Origin of the sequence: Paenibacillus amylolyticus (assembly GCF_050990605.1) — a bacterium.
Taxonomy (GTDB): domain Bacteria; phylum Bacillota; class Bacilli; order Paenibacillales; family Paenibacillaceae; genus Paenibacillus; species Paenibacillus amylolyticus_H.
On the sequence record NZ_CP158832.1, the window covers coordinates 2,010,616 to 2,032,906 of the forward strand.

Below are 22,291 nucleotides of genomic sequence, written 5' to 3' on the forward strand. Positions count from 1 at the left end.
AAGCAAATGAAGCTGTTCCCTAAGAACTAGGGACAGCTTCATTTGTGTTTTATACCTCTTGTGAGGTTCTGGCCAGAACCTCATTTGTATACGTTTCTCCCCAATCTCGCATGCTGAAGATAATCGGCCGTAACGTTTCACCAAATGGTGTGAGGGAATACTCCACTTTAGGTGGGATCTGGGGGTATACTTCACGATGAACAATTCCGCTACCTTCCAACTCTCGAAGCTGCAGGGTGAGCATACGCTGGGTGATGTCAGGAAACAGTTTGCGGATCTCGTTAAATCTCAAAGGACCGGAGAATAAATGATACAAAATGGCACCTTTCCATTTGCCTCCGATCACACTGAGGGTAACTTCCACGGAACAGCCGTATGGCGCGGGACATGCCCTGGTTGCGTCCTTTCTCATCTTAAGTGCACCTCCATTTTTCGGTGATTGTCTATGGTATCCTTTGGGGTGGTTATATCACATGGAGTACGTATAGTTCATGAAAGAGCATATCACTTATGATGCAGATTATAAACCCTAACTCTAGGCGAAGGCAGAATCGTTGATGTCTTTAAGATAAAAAAGAGCCTCGGTTTCGTCTTGCGAAACATAGAGGCTCTATTCAAATCTTCTTATTTGGATATATAAAATATGATGATGAGCGTATATACGCTACTTCAGTGACGAGAGAATGGAGTCACATAGAGCCATTGTTGCAATATTAACCTTGGCGCTGGAATGTGGGACAGTCTGATTCTGGCAGCATTCGATGAAGTGCACCATTTCACCAACGAACCCGCGTAGATAAAGGTCGCGATAAGCTCCTGACATGGGAGATCCGGAAGGCGTATATACCGTATCTTGCTCCTCAAGAGATTTCCAGGGAAGGTTGTTCGAACTGCGGGAGTGATGAACAGTAAGTGTGTTGATCTCTTCAGCTGACGCAAATCCGTTGTCGAAGGTGACGAGTACACTTTCACTCTCCCGTGACCAAGCACTCATGCCGGTAAAATAAGCACTGCCTACTATGTTATTCTCAAATACAAGGGAAATGCTTTGATTAATGTGTTCCCCATCCTTCACGGTTGTGCCTGTAACTTGTATTGCTTCTCCGAATAAGTAACGCATCAGATCGACCATATGAATGGCAGCGAGTTTCATGAACTGTTCCTCATCCTTGCAAAATGGGGTACTGTCTACAGCGAATTTCATCTGAAACGAACGCACTTTACCTAGCGATCCACCATCAATGAGTTCCTTCAGCTTCATATACACGGGAGCATAACGCTTCATAAAACCAACCATGACAACGACGCCAGCCTGCTCGGCAGCTTCGGCTACAGTGGAGGCTTCCGCAGCGTTCCATCCAAGCGGCTTGTCCACGTATACATTTTTGCCAGCCTGAATGCATTCAAGGACAAGAGCAGTCTGATCCATAGGCTGGGCGACCACAACGACTCCATGACAACTTTCCAGCTGTAACATAAGCTGAGCGTTATCATACGCTCTGCCATTGCTGCCAAATCTCAGCAGAGCTGCTTCAGATCGTTCCATACTGCGAGTGGCAATGGCCTGGATCTGCGCTCCGCTCTCAACGACAGAAGGATATATATTCGTGGATGCATGAAACCCGGCACCGATAAAGCACAGATGGGTTGTTTTCAAAATGAGATCTCTCCTTCAATGTATCATTCGTATAGGTGGTTTATTTGCTTAATGATACGATATGGTGTTTGGCGTTGATAAAACAGGACATATGTCCTGTTTCTGAATGTATAAAAAAAGTTGCATTATTATTATGGAACATGTATACTCTGAATTATGGTAAAACAAGGAATTGCTTCACCGGAACGCTTTTCATCCATGGATGAGGAGATACATATTATGCGGTCGTGGCGGAATTGGCAGACGCGCACGGTTCAGGTCCGTGTGGGCTAACCCCCCGTGGAGGTTCGAGTCCTCTCGACCGCATCTAACAAAAAAAGGTTTGTGAGTTGCTCTAAGGCAATTCACAAACCTTTTTTTATTTTGTGGATCATTCGTGTGAAGCCTACATTTTGCTATCGGCATGCTAATGTTAATGTTGCCGCTGGCGCAGACTGACTGCAGTGATGATCCCGGCAATGGCTCCTGCAATACCAAATAGAGTAACACTGGCAACCACTTCAACCGACTGGAGACGAAACAAAAAAGCGATACCGCTGCCAAAGGTGGTTCCGGCCAGAAATCCGAGCGAAATTCCTAATTCTTTCGTTAATTTCATTGTTTCACCTACTTGGACATGTGAGATATGGATTTGCAAATATGGGGTACAGGCAGTAAAGTGTGATCAGGAAAATCATCACATTTTCTTTCCTTTTTTATCTTGTGGTTTTAAGCCGTTAATTATGCATGATATCTCATATGGGAGGGTAAGAGCGAATGAATATGAACGAACGAATTACAGCGTGGAATGAGGAAGCACAGCAGTGTGCTTGTGGTCATCAACACCGAGTGGTAGATATGCTCATTCATCTGGAAGCTGGGGCCATTCAGAGGTTGCCGGGTTATTTGTCTGAGCAAGGGTATCGTCAGGTGACGGTTGTTTATGATCGACATACGTTTCGGGCCGCTGGATCTGATGTGCTGAGCAGTATTCGCGAAGCGGGAATGCATGTGGATGAGATCGCTCTACCGGAGAATCGGACGGGGGATATCATTGCGGATGAAGCAGCTATTGTACAGGTCATGTTGGGTGTGAGACTCGAAAGTCAGGCTGTCATTGCGGTGGGTTCAGGTACCATTCATGATCTGGTGAGATTTGTTTGTTCCAAAATGAACAAGCCCTTTCTGTCAATACCGACAGCGGCTTCAGTGGATGGGTTTACCTCTGCGGGTGCACCCTTAATTGTAAGCGGCGTCAAACAAACATTTCAGGCTGTTCCGCCTGAGGCTATCTTTGCCGATCTGGATATTCTGGAGCAAGCCCCACAAGTGATGACAGCAGCCGGATTCGGAGATATGCTTGGCAAATATACTTCCCTTGCTGACTGGATTGTTTCTCGTGATCTGGGCGGCGAACCGTTCTGTCCGGTCGCTTATCGGATGACAGAAGAAGCCCTGAATACATGTATAGATCATGTACAAGCTATTGCGGAGGGGCGAGCAGAGGGAGTAGCTGTATTAATGGACGCATTAATCGTTTCTGGCATCTCTATGCTGATCATTGACCATTCCCGTCCGGCATCCGGAGGTGAGCATCATCTGTCCCACATCATGGAGATGGATCTGATGCAAGCGGGAGAAAGACCGGTTCTGCATGGCGCCAAAGTTGGCGTAGCTTGTGCATTACTTACGGTGAAATATAAAGAACTTGCACAGACATCGGATGAACCAGTGTTTGGGATATATAACCAATTGCCAGAGCCTGCTCAGCTTATTGCATGGTTGGAGCAAGTAGGTGGACCTGTGACTACGGAACAACTTGGTGTAACCCCGGAGATGGTGGAACATGCGTTTACCATAGCGCATACGCTTCGTCCTCGATATACCGGGTTGAAATATATCAACGAAGTGTTAAACACGAGGTAAGGGTTACTTTTCAGAAAGTTCGGTCTCCAAGATTACGTAAACGTAGCTTCTGGAGCGTTAAATTGGCTTTGGTTGGGATTAGAAGGCAGAGAAGGGGGGATTGCCTGACATTGTTGACGGAAGAGCCAGGAGGCTGCTTCAAGGTCGGGAGAGAAGAGGGACGTGTTTCATTTTAAAAAGGCTCTGGCCTCCCTATGGGAGATCAGAGCCTTTTGGTTGTTCGCTTATTTAGTTATTGCGACGATCTTTCAAGATGACATCTGCGAACAAAATAGTTTTCGGGATACGGAAAAATTGCTCCGCTTGTTCCTGAAACGCAGCAGAAGGCAGTGTTCCCTGATGCAGCCATTTGCGGAAAGTGCCGGGATGAACCCCGATCCAGTGGCTGACATCTGTCACCGACAAATCATGGACCATACACAAGCCAGTCAAAATACGGTTACTAACCGGAGAACGGGTCACCGTACGCTTCATGAAGCGAGATGACTCGGGTTGACATATGACAGGGCTATTACGCACAACTTCTTCATTGAAGAGAATATGACGCGGGTAGCCGAGTAATTGGCAAGTCTTGTCCAAATTGGTACTGCCGGGTATCCGTCCTTCATACACCCACGCACTGACACTGCGTGAAGAGATGGAGAGGTCTTCAGCAAGCTGGGACAACTTGATATCATTGGCCATCAGCACGGCAAGAAGAACACGATTGCGGATTTGACAGCGTGTCGGTTTTCGGAATCGTTTAACACGGACGCCTTTTCCCAAGTATTTACGGTTGATCAGAGACCACGCCTGGATGGAATGTTGTTCTGGTTGATTAGGCATATTTCCTCCGATTTTTTTTAACCAAATACTACAATAAACAACGGGGTACTTTCAAGTGCCGGGTTTACCGGTTACAAATGCGTCAATGCGTCAATTCACGATAAAGAGGGAACTACGAACTAGACCATGCGCAATTCACATCCTAGTATATTCCTAGATTACAATGTTTCACTAAAAATGAGGGGAGAAATTGAAGAGGAATAAAAATAATATAGTTCTAATTACTTATTATTAGGTCTAAAGAACTTTTATCTGTTTTTTGTTGATATGATGCGGTTTATTTCCCTGAATTCCCCAAAAACATGTGATTTTCGTTATCCGAGTACATAGAGGATGTGCACAAATCTGAAATGATAAATCCGCATGTTCAGCATGACATGTGACCTGTCAAATCTCTTACTTTTACATATATTGTATGATACTCAAGTGTAAGGGAGAGGTGAGGAACGTGAATCTATCGGTGAATACCTTTGCTGCCATCTCGGGAGCATTTGTTACGTTTGCTTTTGGGGGATGGGATCAATTGCTGAGCCTGCTCGCGGTTGCGATGGCTGTGGATTATATCACAGGCTTGGCAGCGGCGGTAAGAACGGGTACCGGGTTGAATAGCAACATTGGGTTCTGGGGGATTGCTCGCAAAGGGCTCATGCTGACCGTTGTTTTGCTTGCTCACCGAATTGATCTGATCATGGGAACCGATTTTATCAAAGGCGGAGCTATTTATTTCTATCTGGTGAATGAACTCATTTCGATTACCGAAAATTATGCCAAAATCGGTCTTCCATTGCCTGCAAAGCTCAGACAGGCCATTGCAGTGTTGAAGAAACAGGAAGATCAGGAGGATCTGGCGAATCGTGAATGGGCCAAACCGCAGCAAACCCCGGACAACATCAAGGAGCACGCTGAAACAGGACAAACTCTGCAGGATGAATCCGCGAAACAGACGGAGGATGGATCTCAAAAGAAATCCGAATCGAAAGGAAACGGTTCCGATTAGTTTTTCTTATCAAGAGAACGTTTCCAAGTATCCTTTCGTAATAGAGAACGTTATGATATATTTTGGATACATGAAAATTCATTCATTTCTACTATTATATTAAACGAGGTGCTTGCCCAAATGATAAAACATATTGTCCTGTTCAAAATGAAAGATCGCTCAGCAGAAAGTATTGAAGCTGCAGCCCAGGTGCTTCGCAATCTGGAAGGTAAAATTGATGTCCTAGTTTCACTTGAAATCGGGATTGATGTGCTTCGCTCGGAGAGATCATTCGACATTTCACTCACGGCGGAGTTTGCGTCACTGGAGGATCTCCAGGCGTATCAGGTACACCCGCTTCATCAGGAAGTTATCAAGTACATGAATGAAGTCAGAGAACAGTCGATTGCAGTGGACTACGAAATCTGATTTGTCTTTCAAACTACGTTGAGATAAAGGGGACTCTGCATGAGCGATTTAAGAGACGTTATGGAATTTCTATATATTTTTGTTGTGTTTCTAATCGCTTGTCCTGTGATGATATTCTGGCTTAAGCGAAGAGGGAAACGGAACCGATAACTCACTGAACGGGAAGTGAACGAATGTATTATGTAAACAGAGAACAGATTGCCCGCCGGCTTGCTGCTGTACCGGAAGTAGCTGAAGGGCTTCGCGGGGCAGCAGCGGCTTGGGATGGCGGTCTCATGCTGGGGATGGTACAGGAACGTTGTCTTCACCTGGCGATTGAGATTGTTACCGATGTGGGAAGTTATCTGATAGATGGCTTCATCATGAGAGATGCGAGCAGTTATGATGATATTATTCAGATTAATTATGAAGAAAAAGTTTTTGATAATTCGACCTATGAGACATTGCGTCAGCTTGTCACGTTACGCAAACCACTGGTGCAGGATTATTACAGTTGGGAGCGGTCTGAGCTCCATCCGCTTAGCGTAGAGTTGCCGAGTATACTTGAACATTTTACTACTCAAGTTAGCGCCTACGTGGAAACAGAACTTGGTCCTTTCAATACGGCACAGGCCGAGGGACAGCGTAAGGAATGAGGGAAATCGCATGACAAATGAATCAAAAGAATTCAATGAAGTAAATACTGAAAGTAACGAAACGAATGAAACACCTTCCGGATTCCACCCGGTGTATATGGTTGAACTCTTGTTCCGGGAACGTCCAGAGGTGGATCGCCTGCGTTTGCAGGAAGCGATGATTCGTCATACAGGACAAGTTCGACTGGATGTGAAACAAGGAAGTGGAGAGCAAGAGCATGAGATGTTAGTCTTCTATCATCTGGACCATAAGGTAACCTTTCAGGAAGGGGCTATCCCTGCTCAGACTTGTATGCTTCCAGTGAATGAAATCGCAGATCGTGCACGCTTTGGCGGAGCTGTGCAACAAGCATGGCATTGGCCGGAGGTGGGACAAGTTGTCAAAGCTTCGCGTTATTCCATCCGGATACATGATATGTTCACGGCTGCCATGCCTCGTAAACAGCGTTTAGAGCTGTTCCAGAAAACTGTACTGGCAATTATGGAGAGTTTGACCTGTGATGCGCTGTATTGGTATGGGAGTGATAAGCTGGTTGAACCAGAGGCTTACACGCAAGCTCAGGAACGTGAGGAACATCTGTATGCAGCTATGAACGTTCGGATGTATCAGGCCGGAGGTACGGAGGAACAGCGCGGGTTGGTCATGGATACCGTGGGATTGTCTGCGCTGGGTGTACCTGATGTCCAGTGTCATTTCGTCGGTCTTGATCCGGATACGGTGGCTCAGACCTTACTGGGGGCAGCGTATTACATATTTGATCAGGGAGATGTCCTGCAAGATGGACAGACGCTGGGTTCTTCAGGTGGACGTCGCTGGCGTTGTGAACATCAGGCGGCGTTGATTGCACCTGGACGGTATGTGATTGATTTGGACCCGGGGGATGAGCATACCGGGGCTGATCTCGAGGCTCGTCAGAACTGAGTTTAAGCCAAGTCATTTGCATCCATTCCAAAAAGGGTGTTTAGATTATTTTTCACATCTGGAGTGTCAGGTCAAGCCTGTGCTGCTTATAATGCATCAACAGAGTAGGCATTCGCCCGGATGGCTGAGCGACAGACCGTTGCTTCTGATCCGGTACTTAAACCATAGTCAAGGGAGAGATGTGACGTGAAGGATTCTAACAAAAGTTTGTTGTGGGGAGCTCTTATTGGCTCCGTGGTAGGTTCTGTAACAGCATTATTGCTGGCACCGAAATCAGGACGTGAACTTCGTCAGGATATTACAGAAGGTGCTCGTCAGGTATCGGAGAAAGGTCAGGAACTGGCCGGTATCGTGGGAGAACAAAGTTCACAGATCGTATCCAAAGTTAAGGAGACCGCAGATGTCGTAATTCAGGATATTCAATCCTGGCGCAACTGCGCTGAAGGCAAAGAAATTCGCATTTCGGCAGCTATTGTTGATAACGATGGCGATAAAGCAGCGGATGAATCCGGGATTGACATCGTAGCGAAGCTTCCTAAGGATGAGTCCAAGGACGACAACTAAGCAAAGCTTGAGATGAGCAGGCTTTCCTCTATTTAGAGGAGAGCCTGCTTTGTTGCGTGTCCACACATAGATGACGTAGCGTGGATTTAATTTGAACCCTGCGATGAAATCGGGTAAGATGTAGGTACCTTTTTGCCTGAATGTTCATACGGTAGGAAGAAAGCTCTGGGAAACAAATGTAATGAGAACCAATTCAATGAAGAAGGAAGCGGTGTGTTCGTGCAGCAAGCAATCGCTATATTAGACTCCGGTGTGGGGGGATTGACCGTCGCCAAGGAAGTGATGCGTCAGCTCCCGCGGGAAAAGATCATTTATTTTGGGGATACTGCCCGGACACCGTACGGACCCCGTTCGTCCGAACAAGTAAAACAATTTACGGAACAAATCGTTGATTTCTTGATCCAATTCGATCCGAAGGTTATCGTTATCGCCTGTAACACAGCAACAGCAGCAGCGTTGGAGTATATCCGTGCCAAGGTGAATATGCCTGTCATTGGTGTTATACATCCGGGTGCACGGGCCGCAATCACAGCGACACGTACAGGACGTATTGGTGTGATTGGTACCACGGGGACCATAAGTAGTGGGGCTTATACATCGGCACTCAAGCAGTTGTCCCCCTATATTGATGTGGTCAGTCAGGCTTGTCCGGCGCTGGTGCCGTTGGTGGAACAAGGTGAATTTCGTTCCGAGCACACGACACATACGGTGGAGCAATCATTGGGCGAGATCAAACAACAGCCAATAGATTGTCTTATTCTGGGTTGTACGCATTATCCCTTTCTCATGGATACCATTCAGGAAGTTATGGGACAGGAAGTGAAGTTAATCAGTTCGGCAGATGAAACGGCACGTGAAATCAGTACGATTTTATATGATAAACGAAAGCTGGCCAGTGGGGATGAGACCCCGGTGCATCAATTTTTCTGCACTGGCGACCCTCGTATGTTCCAGAATATCACCCGTCGATGGTTGGGGGAGCAGATCTCCAAGACTCCTGTTGTCTGGCAGGTTACGCAATTATCATAGTTATACTCAAAATATGCATGAATAAGACTTTTAATTAATGTATTTTGATTGTGAACCATCCCGGAACTGTGAAGTTTCGGGATTTTTTGTCGTGATTTTGGATCAACAGGTGATGAATATGATTCATGTCACATGACGGACAACCGGACCTGCATACATATGTTACATACACGAAGTTGGTGAGAACCCGACAGGAGACCTGTCTTTTCCTGTGGAAAGGAGAGCAACATGGAACTGCAATGGATTATCGTTCAGCGGGGAGATACACTGCCGCGAATTGCGTCAGCACACCATATGACCAGGGAGTTACTTGCCGCACTGAACCCGGAAGCAGCCGCCCAGCCTTACTTGCTGGCAGGTCAGATGCTGTGTATTGTCCCTGGGACAGGTCGCAGATATGCTGTACGGCCTGGAGAAAGTGTAGGAGAGATTGCAGGGAGATTTAGTCTGGACGAAGAAACATTGCGCCAGGCCAATCCCGAAATTACCAATATACCCGACTGGGTCGGTCGCTGTATTCATATTCCGGCTTCGAATGGAGAAACTATTGTGAAGATTCAGGGAGAGTATGGTTATCGAGAATTAATCAAGGATATAGATAAGTTGGAGAATCAATACCCGTTTATCGAAACGGGGTCCATTGGAACAAGTGTCATGGGGAAGTCGCTGCCTTATTTACGTATTGGGCAAGGGCCGAGACATATCCATGTTAACGCTTCTGTTCATGCCAATGAGTGGCTGACATCAGCAGTTCTGATGAAGTTTATCGAAGAGTATGCCGCGGCGTATAGTGCACATGGGACATGGCATCAATACCAGACAGAACGCTGGATCCAAGAGACGACACTCTGGGCCGTGCCGATGGTTAATCCGGACGGGGTCGAACTGGTTCAGGAAGGTGTGGTCAATCAGCATCCACATGCACAGCAGTTGTTGGCCTGGAATGCCGGCAGATCACATTTCACCCATTGGAAGGCCAATATCAGAGGGGTGGATCTGAATGATCAATTTCCGGCCCATTGGGATGAAGAAGCAGCGAGAAGAGGTGTGACCTCACCTGGCCCCAGGGATTATGCAGGGACAGCGCCATTGACAGAACCGGAGGCACAGGCGCTTGCACAGTGGACGCAGCAACACACATTCGATGCGGTTGTATCCCTGCATAGTCAGGGACAGGAGATTTATTGGAACTACCGTGATCTTGAACCCAGAGAGAGTGGACCGCTGTCGCGTAGACTTGCCAAAGCGTCTGGTTACAAAGCAGTGAAGCTTGGTGGAAGTGATGCCGGATACAAAGACTGGTTTATCCAAGCTTTTGGTAAACCTGGCTTCACGGTGGAAGTGGGACTGGGTGTTAATCCGCTTCCCGTAGAGCAGTTTGATGATATCTGTATCGAAGTCGGCATGTTGCTGGCTGAACTGTTAACCAATGGGTAATCGGGTTAAAGCTTGGTATGAAGCTGTGAAACTTATCAGCAGATCATTCGTATAACAGGAACGGACGCTATGAGCGACGTTCCGTTTTTATTTTTTTTATACATTGCATTCTACATCATTCGTTCTGGATGGTTTTCGAACGGGTAATGATGGATGTGCCGTTTAGGCGATATATATGATTATACGGAGGGATTCGAATGAAGTGGAGAAGACTGCTGTCGTTCAAACGATGGACACAAGTTTTCAAAAGGCTCCCCCGGCTGCTCCGGGCTCCGCAGATTCCTTTGGGAGAAAAGCTGTTGTTTATTATCCCGGCACTGTTGTACTGGGTACTTCCTGACGTCATGCCGTTTATGCCCATCGATGATATCGGGGTCACTTTAATTCTGATGAACTGGTTTGTAAGCCGGGCAGAACGTAAATATCCTGTACTTCAGGAGCGTGCACCTTCTTAATTTGCAGCCCAATGGATCATTTTAACATCGAATTCGCATCAATGTTATTGCGAAGAGCGGTAACTTTCTTTACAATAGATGCTGTAGTTTAAGAATGCTGAAATTGTTGAAACCTGCAATTACAATATAGGAGATGAAGAGAATGAACTGCAAAATTACGCGTAATGCTGCTAAAGTATTGAAGCTTGAATTGGACAAGCCGGAGAACGAAGGAAAAAAACTGCGCGTTGTTATCACCCATGCACATGGTGACCATGCTCACTACGGCCTTGATCTCGACACACCAAAAGAAAATGATACGGTTGTATCTACCGATAAAGAGATTGATGTCATTCTCGCGAATGATCAGCCTCTGTTGAACGGTGTTAAAATTGACTATCTCTACTTCCCGGAAGAGGGATTCGTCATTACGAATCCGTCCCAAGGCAATCACGGCGACCACTAAGGGCGCGAAGAAGGGGAACTCATGGCGAACGATATCCGCGTATGCGAAAAGTGTAATCATGTCCGACTGAAATCGATTGTACCCAAGTTGCAAAAAATGGCTCCAGACACGGAGATCAAGATTGGGTGCAAATCCTATTGCGGTCCTTGCGCGAAACGTGCATTTGTCTTTATTAATGGTCGGTATATCAGTGCTCCGACAGAAGAAGAAGTGCTCGTCAAAGTCGCAAAGTTCGTGAAGTAAAGGATATAAGGATTTAACAAGGTGGAGGGGGAAAACTGTCCACACACCGGAAAGGAGAGGCGACGTGCCTCTCCTTTTTTGTGTTTGGATAGCGTGAGATAAATGTGTTACTCTAAAGCGCCTTTGATCATTTCATAAATTTTGAAGGTATTTTCTTGAATTTCAATAGCAATGACCGTATTATCCTTTTTCAGAAAATGTACATGCCCCATTCGTTCTTCCTCCAATTCGACCCAACCTGTATCCGCTAACTTCTGAAAATAATCCAATGGCGGGTAGAGTCCTTGCTCCCCTCCAATATGTTTCAATTCATACATCATGCCTTCTTTAATGTTTCGATTGCCTGAATCAGTTATGATTTTAATGAGCTTCGCATTGCTTGGGACTGGGATGCCTGGGTTCATGGATGACGCTGTATATCCTTCTATCTCGTATGTTGCAGTAGCGCAGCCTTGTACCCAAATGAGGAAGGGCAGCATACAGAGTGTCATTAATATTTTCTTCAAATGATTTCCTCCCGTTCGGCATGATTATCTAATAAACGTAGCCAAATCAACTAAAGTTACGATAAAAACACAAAAGAAGAATAAGGAAGGCTTGTGTTATCCATCCTAAAGGGGTAACAGGAACATGATAATCCCAAGGAGGAATACTCATGCCGAAGCGTTATGATTCCAGTTTGCAAGCTGATACCACCGTATCTCAGGCGCAAAATGCGGTGAACAAGCTTCATTATGCTGTATCTCAGGCCCTGTCACACCCGACTGCACAGACCATTGTACAGGCGGAACGTCGTCTGGCACATACGGAGCAGGCGATGCGTCAAGCAGAGCTTTCTCTCGGAGGACAAGGTGTTGAGTTGGCAGAAGAGATGTTCATCGAGGAGAAGAGAAGATTGAATTCCATCCAGAGTCAGCACGGTCAAGGGAATTTGTAACGTTCCTGTCACAACAGAACCCGCAGAGCAGCAATGTTTTGCGGGTTTTTCTTGTCCTTTTGCAATGACTCCCAAGGCATGGGTCTGGTTCGACAACGTGTCGAATGGTCGCTTAAAATTCTGTGAGAAGGTTAATAGAACAAGAGCAGGCAAAATTCCATACGGGAGGTACAGAATGACAAAACATATTACAGATTGTACGATTCTGAACAACGGAGTAACGATGCCATGGCTAGGATTTGGAACATATAAAGCAAAAGGTAAGGAAGTGCAACAGGCGGTCGAGACGGCTTTGGAGGTTGGATATCGCAGTATTGATACCGCGTCCATCTATGGCAATGAAGAAGAAGTGGGACAAGCTATTGCAAGCAGTGGTGTTGCCCGTAACGAACTGTTTGTGACGACCAAGCTTTGGAACGAGGATCAGGGATTTGATTCAACGTTGAGAGCATTTGAAGCCAGTCAGAAAGCACTTGGACTGAATGTGATTGATCTTTACTTAATTCACTGGCCTGGCAGAGACCAGTATAAGGAGACGTGGAGAGCATTCGAACGTCTATATAGCGAAGGAAGTATTCGCGCAATTGGTGTGAGCAATTTTCAAGTACATCATTTGCAAGATATCATAGATGAGGGCGGAACGGTGCCTGCGGTAAATCAGGTAGAGCTGCATCCGGGTCTGATCCAGCAAGAACTTCAGGATTTCTGTGGGGCGCAGGGAATTCAACTGGAGGCTTGGAGCCCGATCATGAAAGGCAAGCTGAACCAAGAGTCTACCCTCAAAGCGCTGGCCCAGAAATATGGGAAAACGCCAGCACAGATCATTCTGCGCTGGGATATTCAGAATCAGATTGTGACGATTCCGAAGTCGGTTACCCCGGAGCGTATTCGTGAGAATGCGGACATCTTTGACTTTGAATTGACACCGGATGAGTTGAGACAGATTGATGCGCTGGATTCAGATAAGCGGACGGGCCCGCATCCGGATCAATTGTTCTGGGATTAAGTGGGTAGACGCTAATTGAATATGAGTGTTTGATGAACTACTTGTGTTTGTTCCGGTTACGGAATCGTCCTTTTGATCGCTGTTGTCTCCAAATTTTTTTGATTCCTCGTTTCAGAGGATAAAATTTGGAGACAGCTTATGCTTCCGATGCAGCTTTCCTGCAGAAAGCTTTCAGGCGAACGCTTCGCTTCTTCAGAATTCATTCCGTCCCCTCCACAGTAACTGTTCATCAAACACAAATATATACAATGAGCTAGAGTGGTGTGTAGCATATAAAAAAGCAGCAGGATCGGGGAGTGTCCCCTGATCCTGCTGCTTTTGTGTTATTTATTCGAATTGGATGGTGGTACTTCGCATCCGTCATCTGTGCAGACTCCGCTGCCGTCTGTTTCTGTTGTGTTGGATTCAACCATTGTGAAAGGGGAACGCTCGTCCCATGCTTTTTGAATGGCATCCAGGAATACCTCGTCCGGCTGAGCGCCAGATACAGCGAACTTGCGGTCAAATACAAAGAAAGGTACACCACGGATCCCCAGTTGCTCGCCTTCCGCTTGGTCAGCGCGGACATTGTCGGTGAATTGATCACCGGACAACACTGCCGTAGCTGCATCACGATCCAGGCCTACTTCTTCTGCTAACTGAGCCAAGACTTCAGGGTCTCCTGAATGTTTACCTTTAATGAACACAGCTTGGAATATCCGTTCACTCAGTTCAAGCGCTTTGCCTTGTGTATCCGCCCAGTGTGTCAACCGGTGTGCGGAGAAGGAGTTGGTAGGGATCATGGCATCGATATTGTATTCCAGTCCTGCCGTGCGAGCATTGGCATTCATCTGGGCATTCATACCTTTGGCCTGTTCCACGCTCATATTATATTTGGCAGCTAGATATTCCGTATTGGTTTTGCCTGGGTTCAATGCAGCGTTTGGATCAAGCTCAAAGCTTTTGAATTGCAGCTTCACTTCATCACGGTGTGGGAACTGTTCCAGTACATTCTCCAGGCGGCGCTTGCCGATATAACAGAAAGGGCACAGAAAATCAGACCATATCTCAATATTCATTATGTTAAACCTCCATTATCCTTTTAGTTGAAACTAATATAGTTACAATTATAAAGCCACTTTCTATAATTCGCAAGGAGATTACTTTTTATCCCGATATGCCTTGGACCAATGATAAGGCTGGATCTCATCCAGTGTTTTGAAGATCAGTTGACCAGAAGGAACGTAAACGGCAGCTTTAACTTCTTCACCCCAGTAAAATAATCGTTCCTGGCATACACCACAAGGTGTAAGGACCTTGAATTCTGAATGCTCGTTATCACGAGCGATACAGAGGGAGTGGGTGACGCGTTCGTTCAATTTGTGGGCTTCCAGATAAGCTCCTGTTTCCATACACAGATGCGTGGCATCGTTGATGACCTCTGGAGCTACGCTAATCAGCAGGGAGCCAGCTTCGGTATAGACGGCACCCGCACCGCCCCATCCCTGAGGATAACGTTGCTTCACAAAGTTGGCGGCTGCATCGAACAATTGCTGTTCAATATGGAGTGGTTCAGTGTGTGATGTCATGTAATGCAAGTTCTCCTTTTTAAAATCCAATTTACTTCATCTTATGTTTGTTTTAGCTTGTCATTAGGATATTGCTTATTGCGATGTTACTGCTGAACTGTCTTCCTCTCGAAAGCGCTGAATCAAATCATAGGTAATCACGGTGTCCGAGACATGCAGTCGCTTGGCTGCTTCATCATGACCGGGGGAGCATGCGTTAATATCTGTTTTGTCACGTGTTGACAGGTCATAACAAGTACCGTTCTCGTAGATATAATCATCTGATGGAGTGTAGAATACAGAACCATCTGAGAATGCACCATTACGCAGCACAACCGTACGTGCAGTCCCGTCATATACGTCGTTACCCATATGATAATAGGACTGGTCGGACACGCCAAGCAGATGCAACACGGACGGTGTGATGTCCAGTTGTCCCGAAGGTTCGTCGATGGTTCCGGCAGCTGCTCCGTCCGGTAAATGCACGAGCAGGGGAACCTCGTTCATAATCTGTGCCATATCGAGTTCGTTCAATGAACGTCCCAGAAATTGCTCGTATTGTGATTGTTCCTTGATCGAGTTGTCGTGGTCCCCGTAGAACATAAAAATGGTATTTTCCCATAATCCCCGATTTTTCAGATCCTCCACCATCTTGCCTAGCGCCGAATCCACGTAATGAACGGATTGCAGATAGTTACCAAACATGGTTCCCTGGAACTCGCCTACATTCAGCTGCTGCTTCTCTTTTGGCAATGCATACGGATGGTGACTGGTAAGAGTGATTAGGAAGGAATAGAACGGTTCGGTCACCTCGCTGCTCATTTTCTCAACGGATTGCCGGAAAAAGGATTCATCAGACAGGGACCAGCCAAGCGGGTCATCCTGTGCAAAATCATTTTTACTATAAAACTTGTCATACTTCATGTTCTTATACATCGTATATCGATTCCAGAAGCCACTCTCATAAGCGTGAAATACGTTGGTGCTATACCCGTTATCCTTCAGGATGGAAGGGAGGGAATCATACGTATGGTCTGCATATCGTACAAAGGCTGAACCAACCGGCAGTGGATGCAGGGAAATGTTCGCTCCAAAATCGGCATCTGACGTTCTACCCTGACCGGTCTGGTGGTAAAAGTGACTGTAATACTGACTTTCTTTCATCAGTTCATTAAAATGGGGTGTGATCTCCTGACCGCCGATGCTCTGGCCGATCATGAAGTTCATAAAAGCCTCACCCTGGACAATGATGACGTTGCTGTCTTTATATTTGCCAAACAAGGCATCATTCTGCGTATCAGTTCCTTGCCTTTCAGCGAAGAATGCTTTTGCTTGCTCAACATCAGCGGGATCAGCCTGTGGCCCGGAGCCAATGTGGTCTTTGGCATAGTTGTACAGATCATAACCGTGAAAAGCGAGGAGTCCGGTCACATTGTACATGGATACATTCCACCAGTTGTTATCGAACAGGCCCTTGGCCCATGTTTTGCTGTAGAAATATATTGGGCCAACGGCGAGACCCAGCCCTAGCACAAGGGCAATGCTGCCAGCCGTGAGACGGCGGCGCAACCGTGTCTTGCCACCGTTATACGAATAACTCCCGTAACCAGTAACAGATGTACTGGAGTGCTTCGAACGGTAACGTCTGCTGAACAGTACGATCGCTGCGAACGGAATGACGACAAGCCAGTCGGCAAAGAACCAGAGATCGCTTGTATAGATCAGTGTAGCGATACTGTCACCCAATGCGTCAACTTGTCTGGCCTGCAACAATACCGGGATGGTCAAGAAATCCTGGAAATAACGATAATACACCATATCGGCGTAGATTAGTGCGGTAAGCAGCAGGTTAAGCGCGACCAGAGATACGATCATGCCTCTGCGAGGCAGCCACCAGGTCCAGAAGGACAGGAGTAGCAATGATCCAATGGCAATAACTTTATCCAGCAGTCCCATCGTAATGTTATAGGCGTGAAGATTGTGATGGAGCCACATGAGTTTGAGCAGCATGAGCCCAAGAAAAATAAGATATAACGTTAGTGGATGATTCAGAAGCCCGCGTGGCATGGAGTTGCGCGTAGGCCGAGTGTCAACCATATGTATGTCCCCCTTACTTTTGTTGTTTTGTTATCGGAATGTAAAATAGGGCTCCATCCATTATAGCGTGGCCTCATGTGTTTTCAACTATGCCTCGGAAGAATTGATTTCTGCGGAAGCGAAGACCGAAGTCGGTGAATTCTTATGACCAGAAAAGTACACAAAAAAAGCACCCCGGCCGTGGTTGGCGGGGGCACTTTATAGTTGGAACAACTATGAAGATTGTGGTGTTTTATTTCGTGGGGGCAATGGGCCTAAATACTGATAGTACTGGGTTTCAATTCGTCCGTTGAACAACTTGCGACGTTTGTCTGCCTTATGACCGAAATACTCCTCGAAAGCTTTGGTCGACGTGATTGCGAAAAAGGACCATGTTGGCATGTCGAGGTAACTGCGCCCTAATGAGCGAAGCAGCTTTTGAACTTCTTTTTCTTCACTCAAACGTTCACCATATGGAGGGTTGGTAATGATAACACCATATTCGCCTTGTGGTCTTGCGCGATGCGCGGGCAGAACGCTGACTTCAATCTCTTTGGCGAAGCCCGCGCTCTTGATTGCAGCCTGAGCTACTTCAATCGCTTCCGGATCAATGTCGCTGCCTGAAATCTGTAACGGGATATCATCACGCACAGCATCAAATGCTTCTTCACGCGCTTGTTCCCATAATTCTTCTGGAATGACAGCCCAGTCCTCTGAGTTGAAGGTCCTGCGAAGTCCGGGTGCAATGTTCCAGCCGATCATGGCGGCTTCAATCAGCATTGTGCCTGATCCGCAACATGGATCATAGAAGGGACGGGATACATTCCAGCGGCTGAGCTGAATCAGAGCTGCTGCAAGTGTCTCTTTGAGAGGCGCTTCGGTGACGAGTTTGCGATACCCCCGTTTATGCAGCCCTGGTCCCGTCGTATCTAAAGTAAGCAGGGCGCGATCGTTCAGCAGAATGACCTCAATCACATAGCGAGACCCGTCCTCTGGGAACCACTCTGTGTCATAAGTCAGCTTCAGTTTCTCTACGATTGCTTTCTTCACGATCCCTTGTGATGCAGGTACACTGCTTAACTGGGATTTTTGAGAACGACCCTCTACAGGGAATTCGCCGTCGGCTGGAATCCACTCTTCCCATGGAAGTGCTTTGGTGCCTTCAAACAATTCGTCAAATGTCGTAGCAGGGAATTCACCCATTTTCACCAATACGCGATCCGAACTTCTCAGCCACAGATTACAACGGCAAATATCGATATAATCTCCTGTAAAGAAAACCCGTCCATTGTCGATCGTAACATCTTCATACCCCAGTTGCTTCAGTTCCCGGGCGACAACAGCCTCGAGTCCCATCGCCGAGGTTGCAATCAATTGCAATTGAGCCATGTGATTCATTTCAACTCCATTTCAAGCTGGAGAAGGATATCCTTCTCTCTGCTGTATAGTGACGGTGCGGCCTTGCCGCTTTCCGTGAAAAAACTTACAATGAGAAATGCGGTGAACGTATACACGCCTCCTTCGAGGTGATGCACCAATCAACCGCCTGTGTTGATAACAAACATTTATTATAGAACATTGGCATCCATATGGAAAGCAGTCCAAGTGTCCAAGGAGGATTTTAGTGGTGAATCTGACCCCTGATGAATATGTAAATCAATTATTTCAAGAGGATGATCTTTTGCTGAAAGTGAAAGAGGCCATCCGTTCGAACGGTATGCCTGAAGTTTCCGTTGCGGCGGCGTATGGACGTCTGCTCACGTTTCTAGCCAAGACATCCAAAGCGGAAGCTGCGCTCGAAATCGGTGTGCTGGGCGGTTACAGCGGTATCTGCATTGCACGCGGTTTGCGTGAGAATGGAACCCTGACTTCGCTGGAACTGAAAGAGGAATATGCGGCAATGGCGCGTGGTCATCTGGAAGAAGGCGGTTTTGGCGAAAAGGTGGAATATCGCATTGGCCCGGCGGCAGACAGCCTGGAGCAATTGGAGCAGGAAGGTCGCACATTTGATTTCTTCTTTATTGACGCAGATAAGGAGAATTATCCGGTATATCTTGACTATGCCATTAAGCTGGCCCGGCCAGGTGCGGTCATTGTAGGTGATAATTGTTTCCTGCGTGGTCGTACGCTGAATCCGGACAAGCAGGGACCGGCTGTGCTTGCTGTTCGTCGCTTCAATGAACAGATGGCGAGTGACCCGCGCCTGGTGACGACGATGTTGCCGGACTACGATGGGCTCGTACTTGCCTGGGTGAAGTGAAAGTGAGATTTTCCTAAAGATATAACTCTGATGAAACACGATCTCACGCTTCTATGTTTGTGAGGGGGCGTGTTCCATCGGAGTTTTTTTAGTGTAAAAAATATTGATTGTTGAGAATGAGTTTTTATTGAGGTTTATCTAAAAATGAATTGATTTTTTAGCGAAGAAGAGATCATAACTAACTTTCAGGTAATTTTATGGTAATATTGTATATAAGAAGTAATAAATTTCTATATATGGAGGTGTTAAATTGAGACCTTTATTCATTTTTCTTTCTTTGCTTCTGATCTCAGGTTTCGTATTTCATTTTCTTAACGTATACACGCCCTTTTTAATACTGCCAGTTTATATTGTACTTATTGTGATACTCGTTTTTTTGATTTTTTATCTTTTTAGGTATTATTTTACTAAATAAGAAAGAATTTGAAATTAATCAGAGAATTTATAAAAGGAGTGATTATAATACTAAGGAGGATACTTTTTATGAAGAAACAATTCACTGCACTTTTGATGTCGTTTTCACTTTTGGTAGGAGGCGCTGTTACAGTCTCAGCAGATTCATTAGAAGGAAAAGAAAATTTAAATAACATTGCAGAAGCTCGGGCCTATATAACTAAGAGTAGTTCTGAAATAGCGAATGAGTTGGAGAACTTAAAAATGTCTAAGGAGAATGTAACTCTGATTGAAATTCATGATGTTATTGAGAGCTATTATGAGAACAATCCCGCACCCTTAGAATTGGCTAATAATGACTCGATTTCTCTAGAAGATGTATTTCCAAATGAATCACAAAAGAATCAGTTAAATAACGAGGAAACATTCAGTTTAAATGAGTTTATTTCACAGCAAAAAGAAAACGAGGAAGTCCTAAGTTTCTCAACAGAAACTACAAAAACAGATGTTTATATTGATAAATCAGGAATTTTTATTTTACATTCTGAAATTGACCTTAATAGTGCCATCAGAGCTGCTGCGTGGAGTTACACCGCTAACGAAAGGACGACCGGATCAGCTTATAATGCCTTAGGTCTAAAAATGTTTGATCTTTGGGCATCGGGAAGTTTTAGATATGATGGTTCAAAGGTAGAGGTTGCTACTAAAGATGGTGGTTACGAACGTAAATTCTGGGGATCGACATTGGAGTTAACTGATAGAGGGATGGGACTTTCAAGAACGGTGGATCTTGAAGGGTACAAATACGCGGAAGTGTATAGCAGACTTAGAACAGAATCGACTCTTGGCTTTAGATGGTTTGGGCTTACACTTACTGATACTACTGTAGAGGTTAAAATTGGTAGTACAGTTAATGGTAATGTGTATACTGGAGGTGGCTCCATTTAAAATAGAACCGTACTTGAATTAATAGCCCACCGCGATGTGGGAAAGTAATACACAAAATCTGAAAACACACAAAGAAAGAGACGACACACCTTGAATCACAGGGAGCATCGTCTCTTCTTTGTCCAGATTTATAAAGGATGAGTTTTATTTATACTTCAGGTGTTCCGTACGTTTCAAACCATTTTTTGATGGTGTCAAAATCATCACTGAAGGACAGGCCCAGCATCAATAATACACGAGCTTGTTGTGGACTCAGGTTGTCGCCTGCAATGATACCTTTGCCGCCGCCATACACACTTCCTGAACCCGTCCGAGTGGTGGTCACAAAGATGACACCTTCTTCAATGGCTTTGGTACGAGCTTGTCCCATAGCTCTGGAGATGCCGCCAGCTCCAGTGCCGGAAGTCACGATGCCTTTGGCACCGCTGTTTACGAATCCTTCAATGGCTCCGCCGCCAGCTTCCTGATATGAGATTGCAATTTCAACTTTGGCCAGGTCTGCCTTTGTGATCTTACTTAGATCGAATACGGGCTTCGCTGTGCCTTCAGGTTTCAACGCACGTGCAGGAGCGCGATAGATTCGAATGTTTTCTTCATCAATGTATCCTACAGCGCCGAGCATTGGGGTTTCAAATGTATCTGTACGATAATCATTCGTCTTGGTTACACCACGAGCAAGCTGGATCGTGTCATTCAACATGAGTACTGTACCAAATGAAGTGGTGCGACCACTGCCTGCAAGTTTGATTGCGTTGTACAGATTGGCTTGAGCGTCAGAACCGATGACAGTCCATGGGCGCATGGAGCCTGTGATCACGACCGGTTTGTCACTCTGAACCGTCATATCGAGGAAATAGGCGATTTCCTCCATTGTATCTGTACCTGTGGTAACGACAACACTGTCATACATTGCAAGAGCTTTATCTACCGTTTGCGACAAGTCATAGAGGTCGGCCATGCTATAGGAACCCGAACCTGAGTTTCCGAATTGGAGTGTGCTAACATCAGCAATCTTCTGTTTATCCGGTAAGGCGTCTACCATCTCTTCGATGGGAAGCGTACCTGCCTTATAATTCTGGAAGCTGGTGGCATCTTCGGATTGTCCGGCTATTGTTCCGCCCGTTCCGATTACCAATACATTAGGAAGTGCAGATTGTTTGGAAGAGTCGGGTATTGCAGGAATGGAAGTATTGCGAGCCGGAGTAGTGGTTGCTGTCTGAACAGCACCTGTTGTGCCTTTCACCTCCACCGTAGCTGCGTGCGCAGCATAGGTTCCAATGGGTGACAACGAGATGGTTAGTGCTGTTAAAGCTGCGGTACTCCATACGGCCCAGGGACGAAGATTGGATGTTTTACTCATGAATAGCACTCTCCTTCAAGTAAGTGTGATGTTAAGTTTGTTAAGAAGAATATGTATACCATTTCAAATTGATTGTATTTCATGTTAAGTAATATGACAAACATAGATAATGATAGAGTAATCGGTTACATTCAAAGATAATGAGAGTAAAGTGATTGTTTATAAGTGATTATGAAAGATTATACAATCATCTAGAGATAGAAAAGAACTGATTTTAGTAGTTTCAAAGAAATATAAGTCTT

At 45.9% G+C, this 22,291-nt stretch carries 24 protein-coding genes, 1 tRNA gene and 1 pseudogene; 16 read left to right on the forward strand and 10 right to left on the reverse strand.

The genetic code is table 11. The features are described 5' to 3' along the window. Positions 1 to 49: 49 nt before the first annotated feature. A complete protein-coding gene (locus ABTV53_RS09250; RefSeq protein ID WP_433752483.1) occupies positions 50 to 412 on the reverse strand; it encodes a winged helix-turn-helix transcriptional regulator in 363 nt (120 codons plus the stop codon). Between the two features lie 252 nt (positions 413 to 664). After that, on the reverse strand, positions 665 to 1,657 hold the full coding sequence (locus tag ABTV53_RS09255) for a Gfo/Idh/MocA family protein (RefSeq protein WP_433752485.1): 993 nt from the start codon (positions 1,655 to 1,657) through the stop codon (positions 665 to 667). 221 nt (positions 1,658 to 1,878) lie between these two features. On the opposite strand from ABTV53_RS09255, the gene ABTV53_RS09260 reads away from it, so the two are divergent. Then, a tRNA-Leu gene (locus ABTV53_RS09260) sits at positions 1,879 to 1,963 on the forward strand. A gap of 106 nt (positions 1,964 to 2,069) precedes the next feature. Here the strand turns inward: ABTV53_RS09260 and ABTV53_RS09265 are convergent. After that, entirely contained in the window at positions 2,070 to 2,255 is a 186-nt protein-coding gene (locus tag ABTV53_RS09265; protein WP_433752487.1) for a hypothetical protein, read from the reverse strand. A gap of 158 nt (positions 2,256 to 2,413) precedes the next feature. Between ABTV53_RS09265 and ABTV53_RS09270 the strand changes: the two genes are divergently transcribed. Next, positions 2,414 to 3,562, forward strand: a complete 1,149-nt coding sequence (locus ABTV53_RS09270) for a sn-glycerol-1-phosphate dehydrogenase (RefSeq protein WP_433752488.1) — start codon at positions 2,414 to 2,416, stop codon at positions 3,560 to 3,562. Between the two features lie 228 nt (positions 3,563 to 3,790). On the opposite strand, the gene ABTV53_RS09275 is transcribed toward ABTV53_RS09270, so the two are convergent. Next, complete coding sequence (locus ABTV53_RS09275; protein WP_017689431.1) at positions 3,791 to 4,387, reverse strand: helix-turn-helix domain-containing protein; 597 nt, start codon at positions 4,385 to 4,387, stop codon at positions 3,791 to 3,793. 415 nt (positions 4,388 to 4,802) lie between these two features. On the opposite strand from ABTV53_RS09275, the pseudogene ABTV53_RS09280 reads away from it, so the two are divergent. From ABTV53_RS09280 to ABTV53_RS09325, 10 genes and pseudogenes are all read left to right on the forward strand, one after another. After that, positions 4,803 to 5,219 (forward strand): annotated as a pseudogene (locus ABTV53_RS09280) (phage holin family protein); the annotation flags it as partial. 285 nt (positions 5,220 to 5,504) lie between these two features. Then, a complete protein-coding gene (locus tag ABTV53_RS09285; protein ID WP_017689429.1) occupies positions 5,505 to 5,792 on the forward strand; it encodes a Dabb family protein in 288 nt (95 codons plus the stop codon). A gap of 173 nt (positions 5,793 to 5,965) precedes the next feature. Continuing rightward, positions 5,966 to 6,427 carry a DUF86 domain-containing protein gene (locus ABTV53_RS09290; RefSeq protein ID WP_433752490.1) on the forward strand — a complete coding sequence of 154 codons (462 nt, stop codon included), beginning with the start codon at positions 5,966 to 5,968 and terminating at the stop codon, positions 6,425 to 6,427. Between the two features lie 10 nt (positions 6,428 to 6,437). Further along, entirely contained in the window at positions 6,438 to 7,349 is a 912-nt protein-coding gene (locus ABTV53_RS09295; RefSeq protein ID WP_433752492.1) for a DUF4261 domain-containing protein, read from the forward strand. Between the two features lie 186 nt (positions 7,350 to 7,535). Continuing rightward, positions 7,536 to 7,913, forward strand: coding sequence for a YtxH domain-containing protein (locus tag ABTV53_RS09300; RefSeq protein WP_433752493.1), 378 nt, complete (start codon positions 7,536 to 7,538; stop codon positions 7,911 to 7,913). A gap of 219 nt (positions 7,914 to 8,132) precedes the next feature. After that, on the forward strand, positions 8,133 to 8,942 hold the full coding sequence (gene racE / locus ABTV53_RS09305) for a glutamate racemase (RefSeq protein ID WP_433752495.1): 810 nt from the start codon (positions 8,133 to 8,135) through the stop codon (positions 8,940 to 8,942). Between the two features lie 234 nt (positions 8,943 to 9,176). Then, positions 9,177 to 10,379 carry a M14 family zinc carboxypeptidase gene (locus tag ABTV53_RS09310; protein ID WP_433754131.1) on the forward strand — a complete coding sequence of 401 codons (1,203 nt, stop codon included), beginning with the start codon at positions 9,177 to 9,179 and terminating at the stop codon, positions 10,377 to 10,379. A gap of 197 nt (positions 10,380 to 10,576) precedes the next feature. Next, on the forward strand, positions 10,577 to 10,834 hold the full coding sequence (locus ABTV53_RS09315) for a hypothetical protein (protein WP_433752497.1): 258 nt from the start codon (positions 10,577 to 10,579) through the stop codon (positions 10,832 to 10,834). A 142-nt stretch (positions 10,835 to 10,976) separates the two neighbouring features. Then, entirely contained in the window at positions 10,977 to 11,279 is a 303-nt protein-coding gene (locus ABTV53_RS09320; protein ID WP_036670085.1) for a heme biosynthesis protein HemY, read from the forward strand. Between the two features lie 21 nt (positions 11,280 to 11,300). Then, entirely contained in the window at positions 11,301 to 11,522 is a 222-nt protein-coding gene (locus ABTV53_RS09325; RefSeq protein WP_091032287.1) for a DUF1450 domain-containing protein, read from the forward strand. Positions 11,523 to 11,629: 107 nt separating this feature from the next. On the opposite strand, the gene ABTV53_RS09330 is transcribed toward ABTV53_RS09325, so the two are convergent. After that, positions 11,630 to 12,028 carry a hypothetical protein gene (locus ABTV53_RS09330; RefSeq protein ID WP_433752499.1) on the reverse strand — a complete coding sequence of 133 codons (399 nt, stop codon included), beginning with the start codon at positions 12,026 to 12,028 and terminating at the stop codon, positions 11,630 to 11,632. Positions 12,029 to 12,177: 149 nt separating this feature from the next. Here ABTV53_RS09330 and ABTV53_RS09335 point away from each other — a divergent pair, with 149 nt between their 5' ends. Together ABTV53_RS09335 and ABTV53_RS09340 are read left to right on the forward strand one after the other, a co-directional pair. Then, positions 12,178 to 12,459 carry a hypothetical protein gene (locus tag ABTV53_RS09335; protein ID WP_091017568.1) on the forward strand — a complete coding sequence of 94 codons (282 nt, stop codon included), beginning with the start codon at positions 12,178 to 12,180 and terminating at the stop codon, positions 12,457 to 12,459. Positions 12,460 to 12,634: 175 nt separating this feature from the next. Further along, positions 12,635 to 13,465 carry an aldo/keto reductase gene (locus ABTV53_RS09340; protein ID WP_036670089.1) on the forward strand — a complete coding sequence of 277 codons (831 nt, stop codon included), beginning with the start codon at positions 12,635 to 12,637 and terminating at the stop codon, positions 13,463 to 13,465. 323 nt (positions 13,466 to 13,788) lie between these two features. Here the strand turns inward: ABTV53_RS09340 and ABTV53_RS09345 are convergent, their stop codons facing one another. The 4 genes from ABTV53_RS09345 to ABTV53_RS09360 all read right to left on the reverse strand — a co-directional run bounded on the left by ABTV53_RS09345 (position 13,789) and on the right by ABTV53_RS09360 (position 18,477). Further along, entirely contained in the window at positions 13,789 to 14,523 is a 735-nt protein-coding gene (locus ABTV53_RS09345) for a DsbA family oxidoreductase (RefSeq protein WP_433752500.1), read from the reverse strand. Positions 14,524 to 14,604: 81 nt separating this feature from the next. Further along, positions 14,605 to 15,033, reverse strand: a complete 429-nt coding sequence (locus ABTV53_RS09350) for a cytidine deaminase (RefSeq protein WP_433752502.1) — start codon at positions 15,031 to 15,033, stop codon at positions 14,605 to 14,607. Between the two features lie 75 nt (positions 15,034 to 15,108). Beyond that, positions 15,109 to 17,109, reverse strand: a complete 2,001-nt coding sequence (locus tag ABTV53_RS09355) for an LTA synthase family protein (protein ID WP_433752504.1) — start codon at positions 17,107 to 17,109, stop codon at positions 15,109 to 15,111. Positions 17,110 to 17,322: 213 nt separating this feature from the next. Beyond that, the gene (locus ABTV53_RS09360; protein ID WP_433752506.1) at positions 17,323 to 18,477 is read right to left on the reverse strand and encodes a THUMP domain-containing class I SAM-dependent RNA methyltransferase; all 1,155 of its coding nucleotides are present in this window, start codon (positions 18,475 to 18,477) and stop codon (positions 17,323 to 17,325) included. Positions 18,478 to 18,715: 238 nt separating this feature from the next. On the opposite strand from ABTV53_RS09360, the gene ABTV53_RS09365 reads away from it, so the two are divergent. Then, positions 18,716 to 19,348 (forward strand): O-methyltransferase, encoded by a 633-nt coding sequence (locus ABTV53_RS09365; RefSeq protein WP_036610944.1) that lies wholly within the window; start codon positions 18,716 to 18,718, stop codon positions 19,346 to 19,348. A gap of 483 nt (positions 19,349 to 19,831) precedes the next feature. Continuing rightward, positions 19,832 to 20,689, forward strand: coding sequence for a hypothetical protein (locus tag ABTV53_RS09370; RefSeq protein WP_433752508.1), 858 nt, complete (start codon positions 19,832 to 19,834; stop codon positions 20,687 to 20,689). A 148-nt stretch (positions 20,690 to 20,837) separates the two neighbouring features. On the opposite strand, the gene ABTV53_RS09375 is transcribed toward ABTV53_RS09370, so the two are convergent. Beyond that, entirely contained in the window at positions 20,838 to 22,049 is a 1,212-nt protein-coding gene (locus ABTV53_RS09375) for an asparaginase (protein WP_433752510.1), read from the reverse strand. Positions 22,050 to 22,291: the final 242 nt, after the last annotated feature.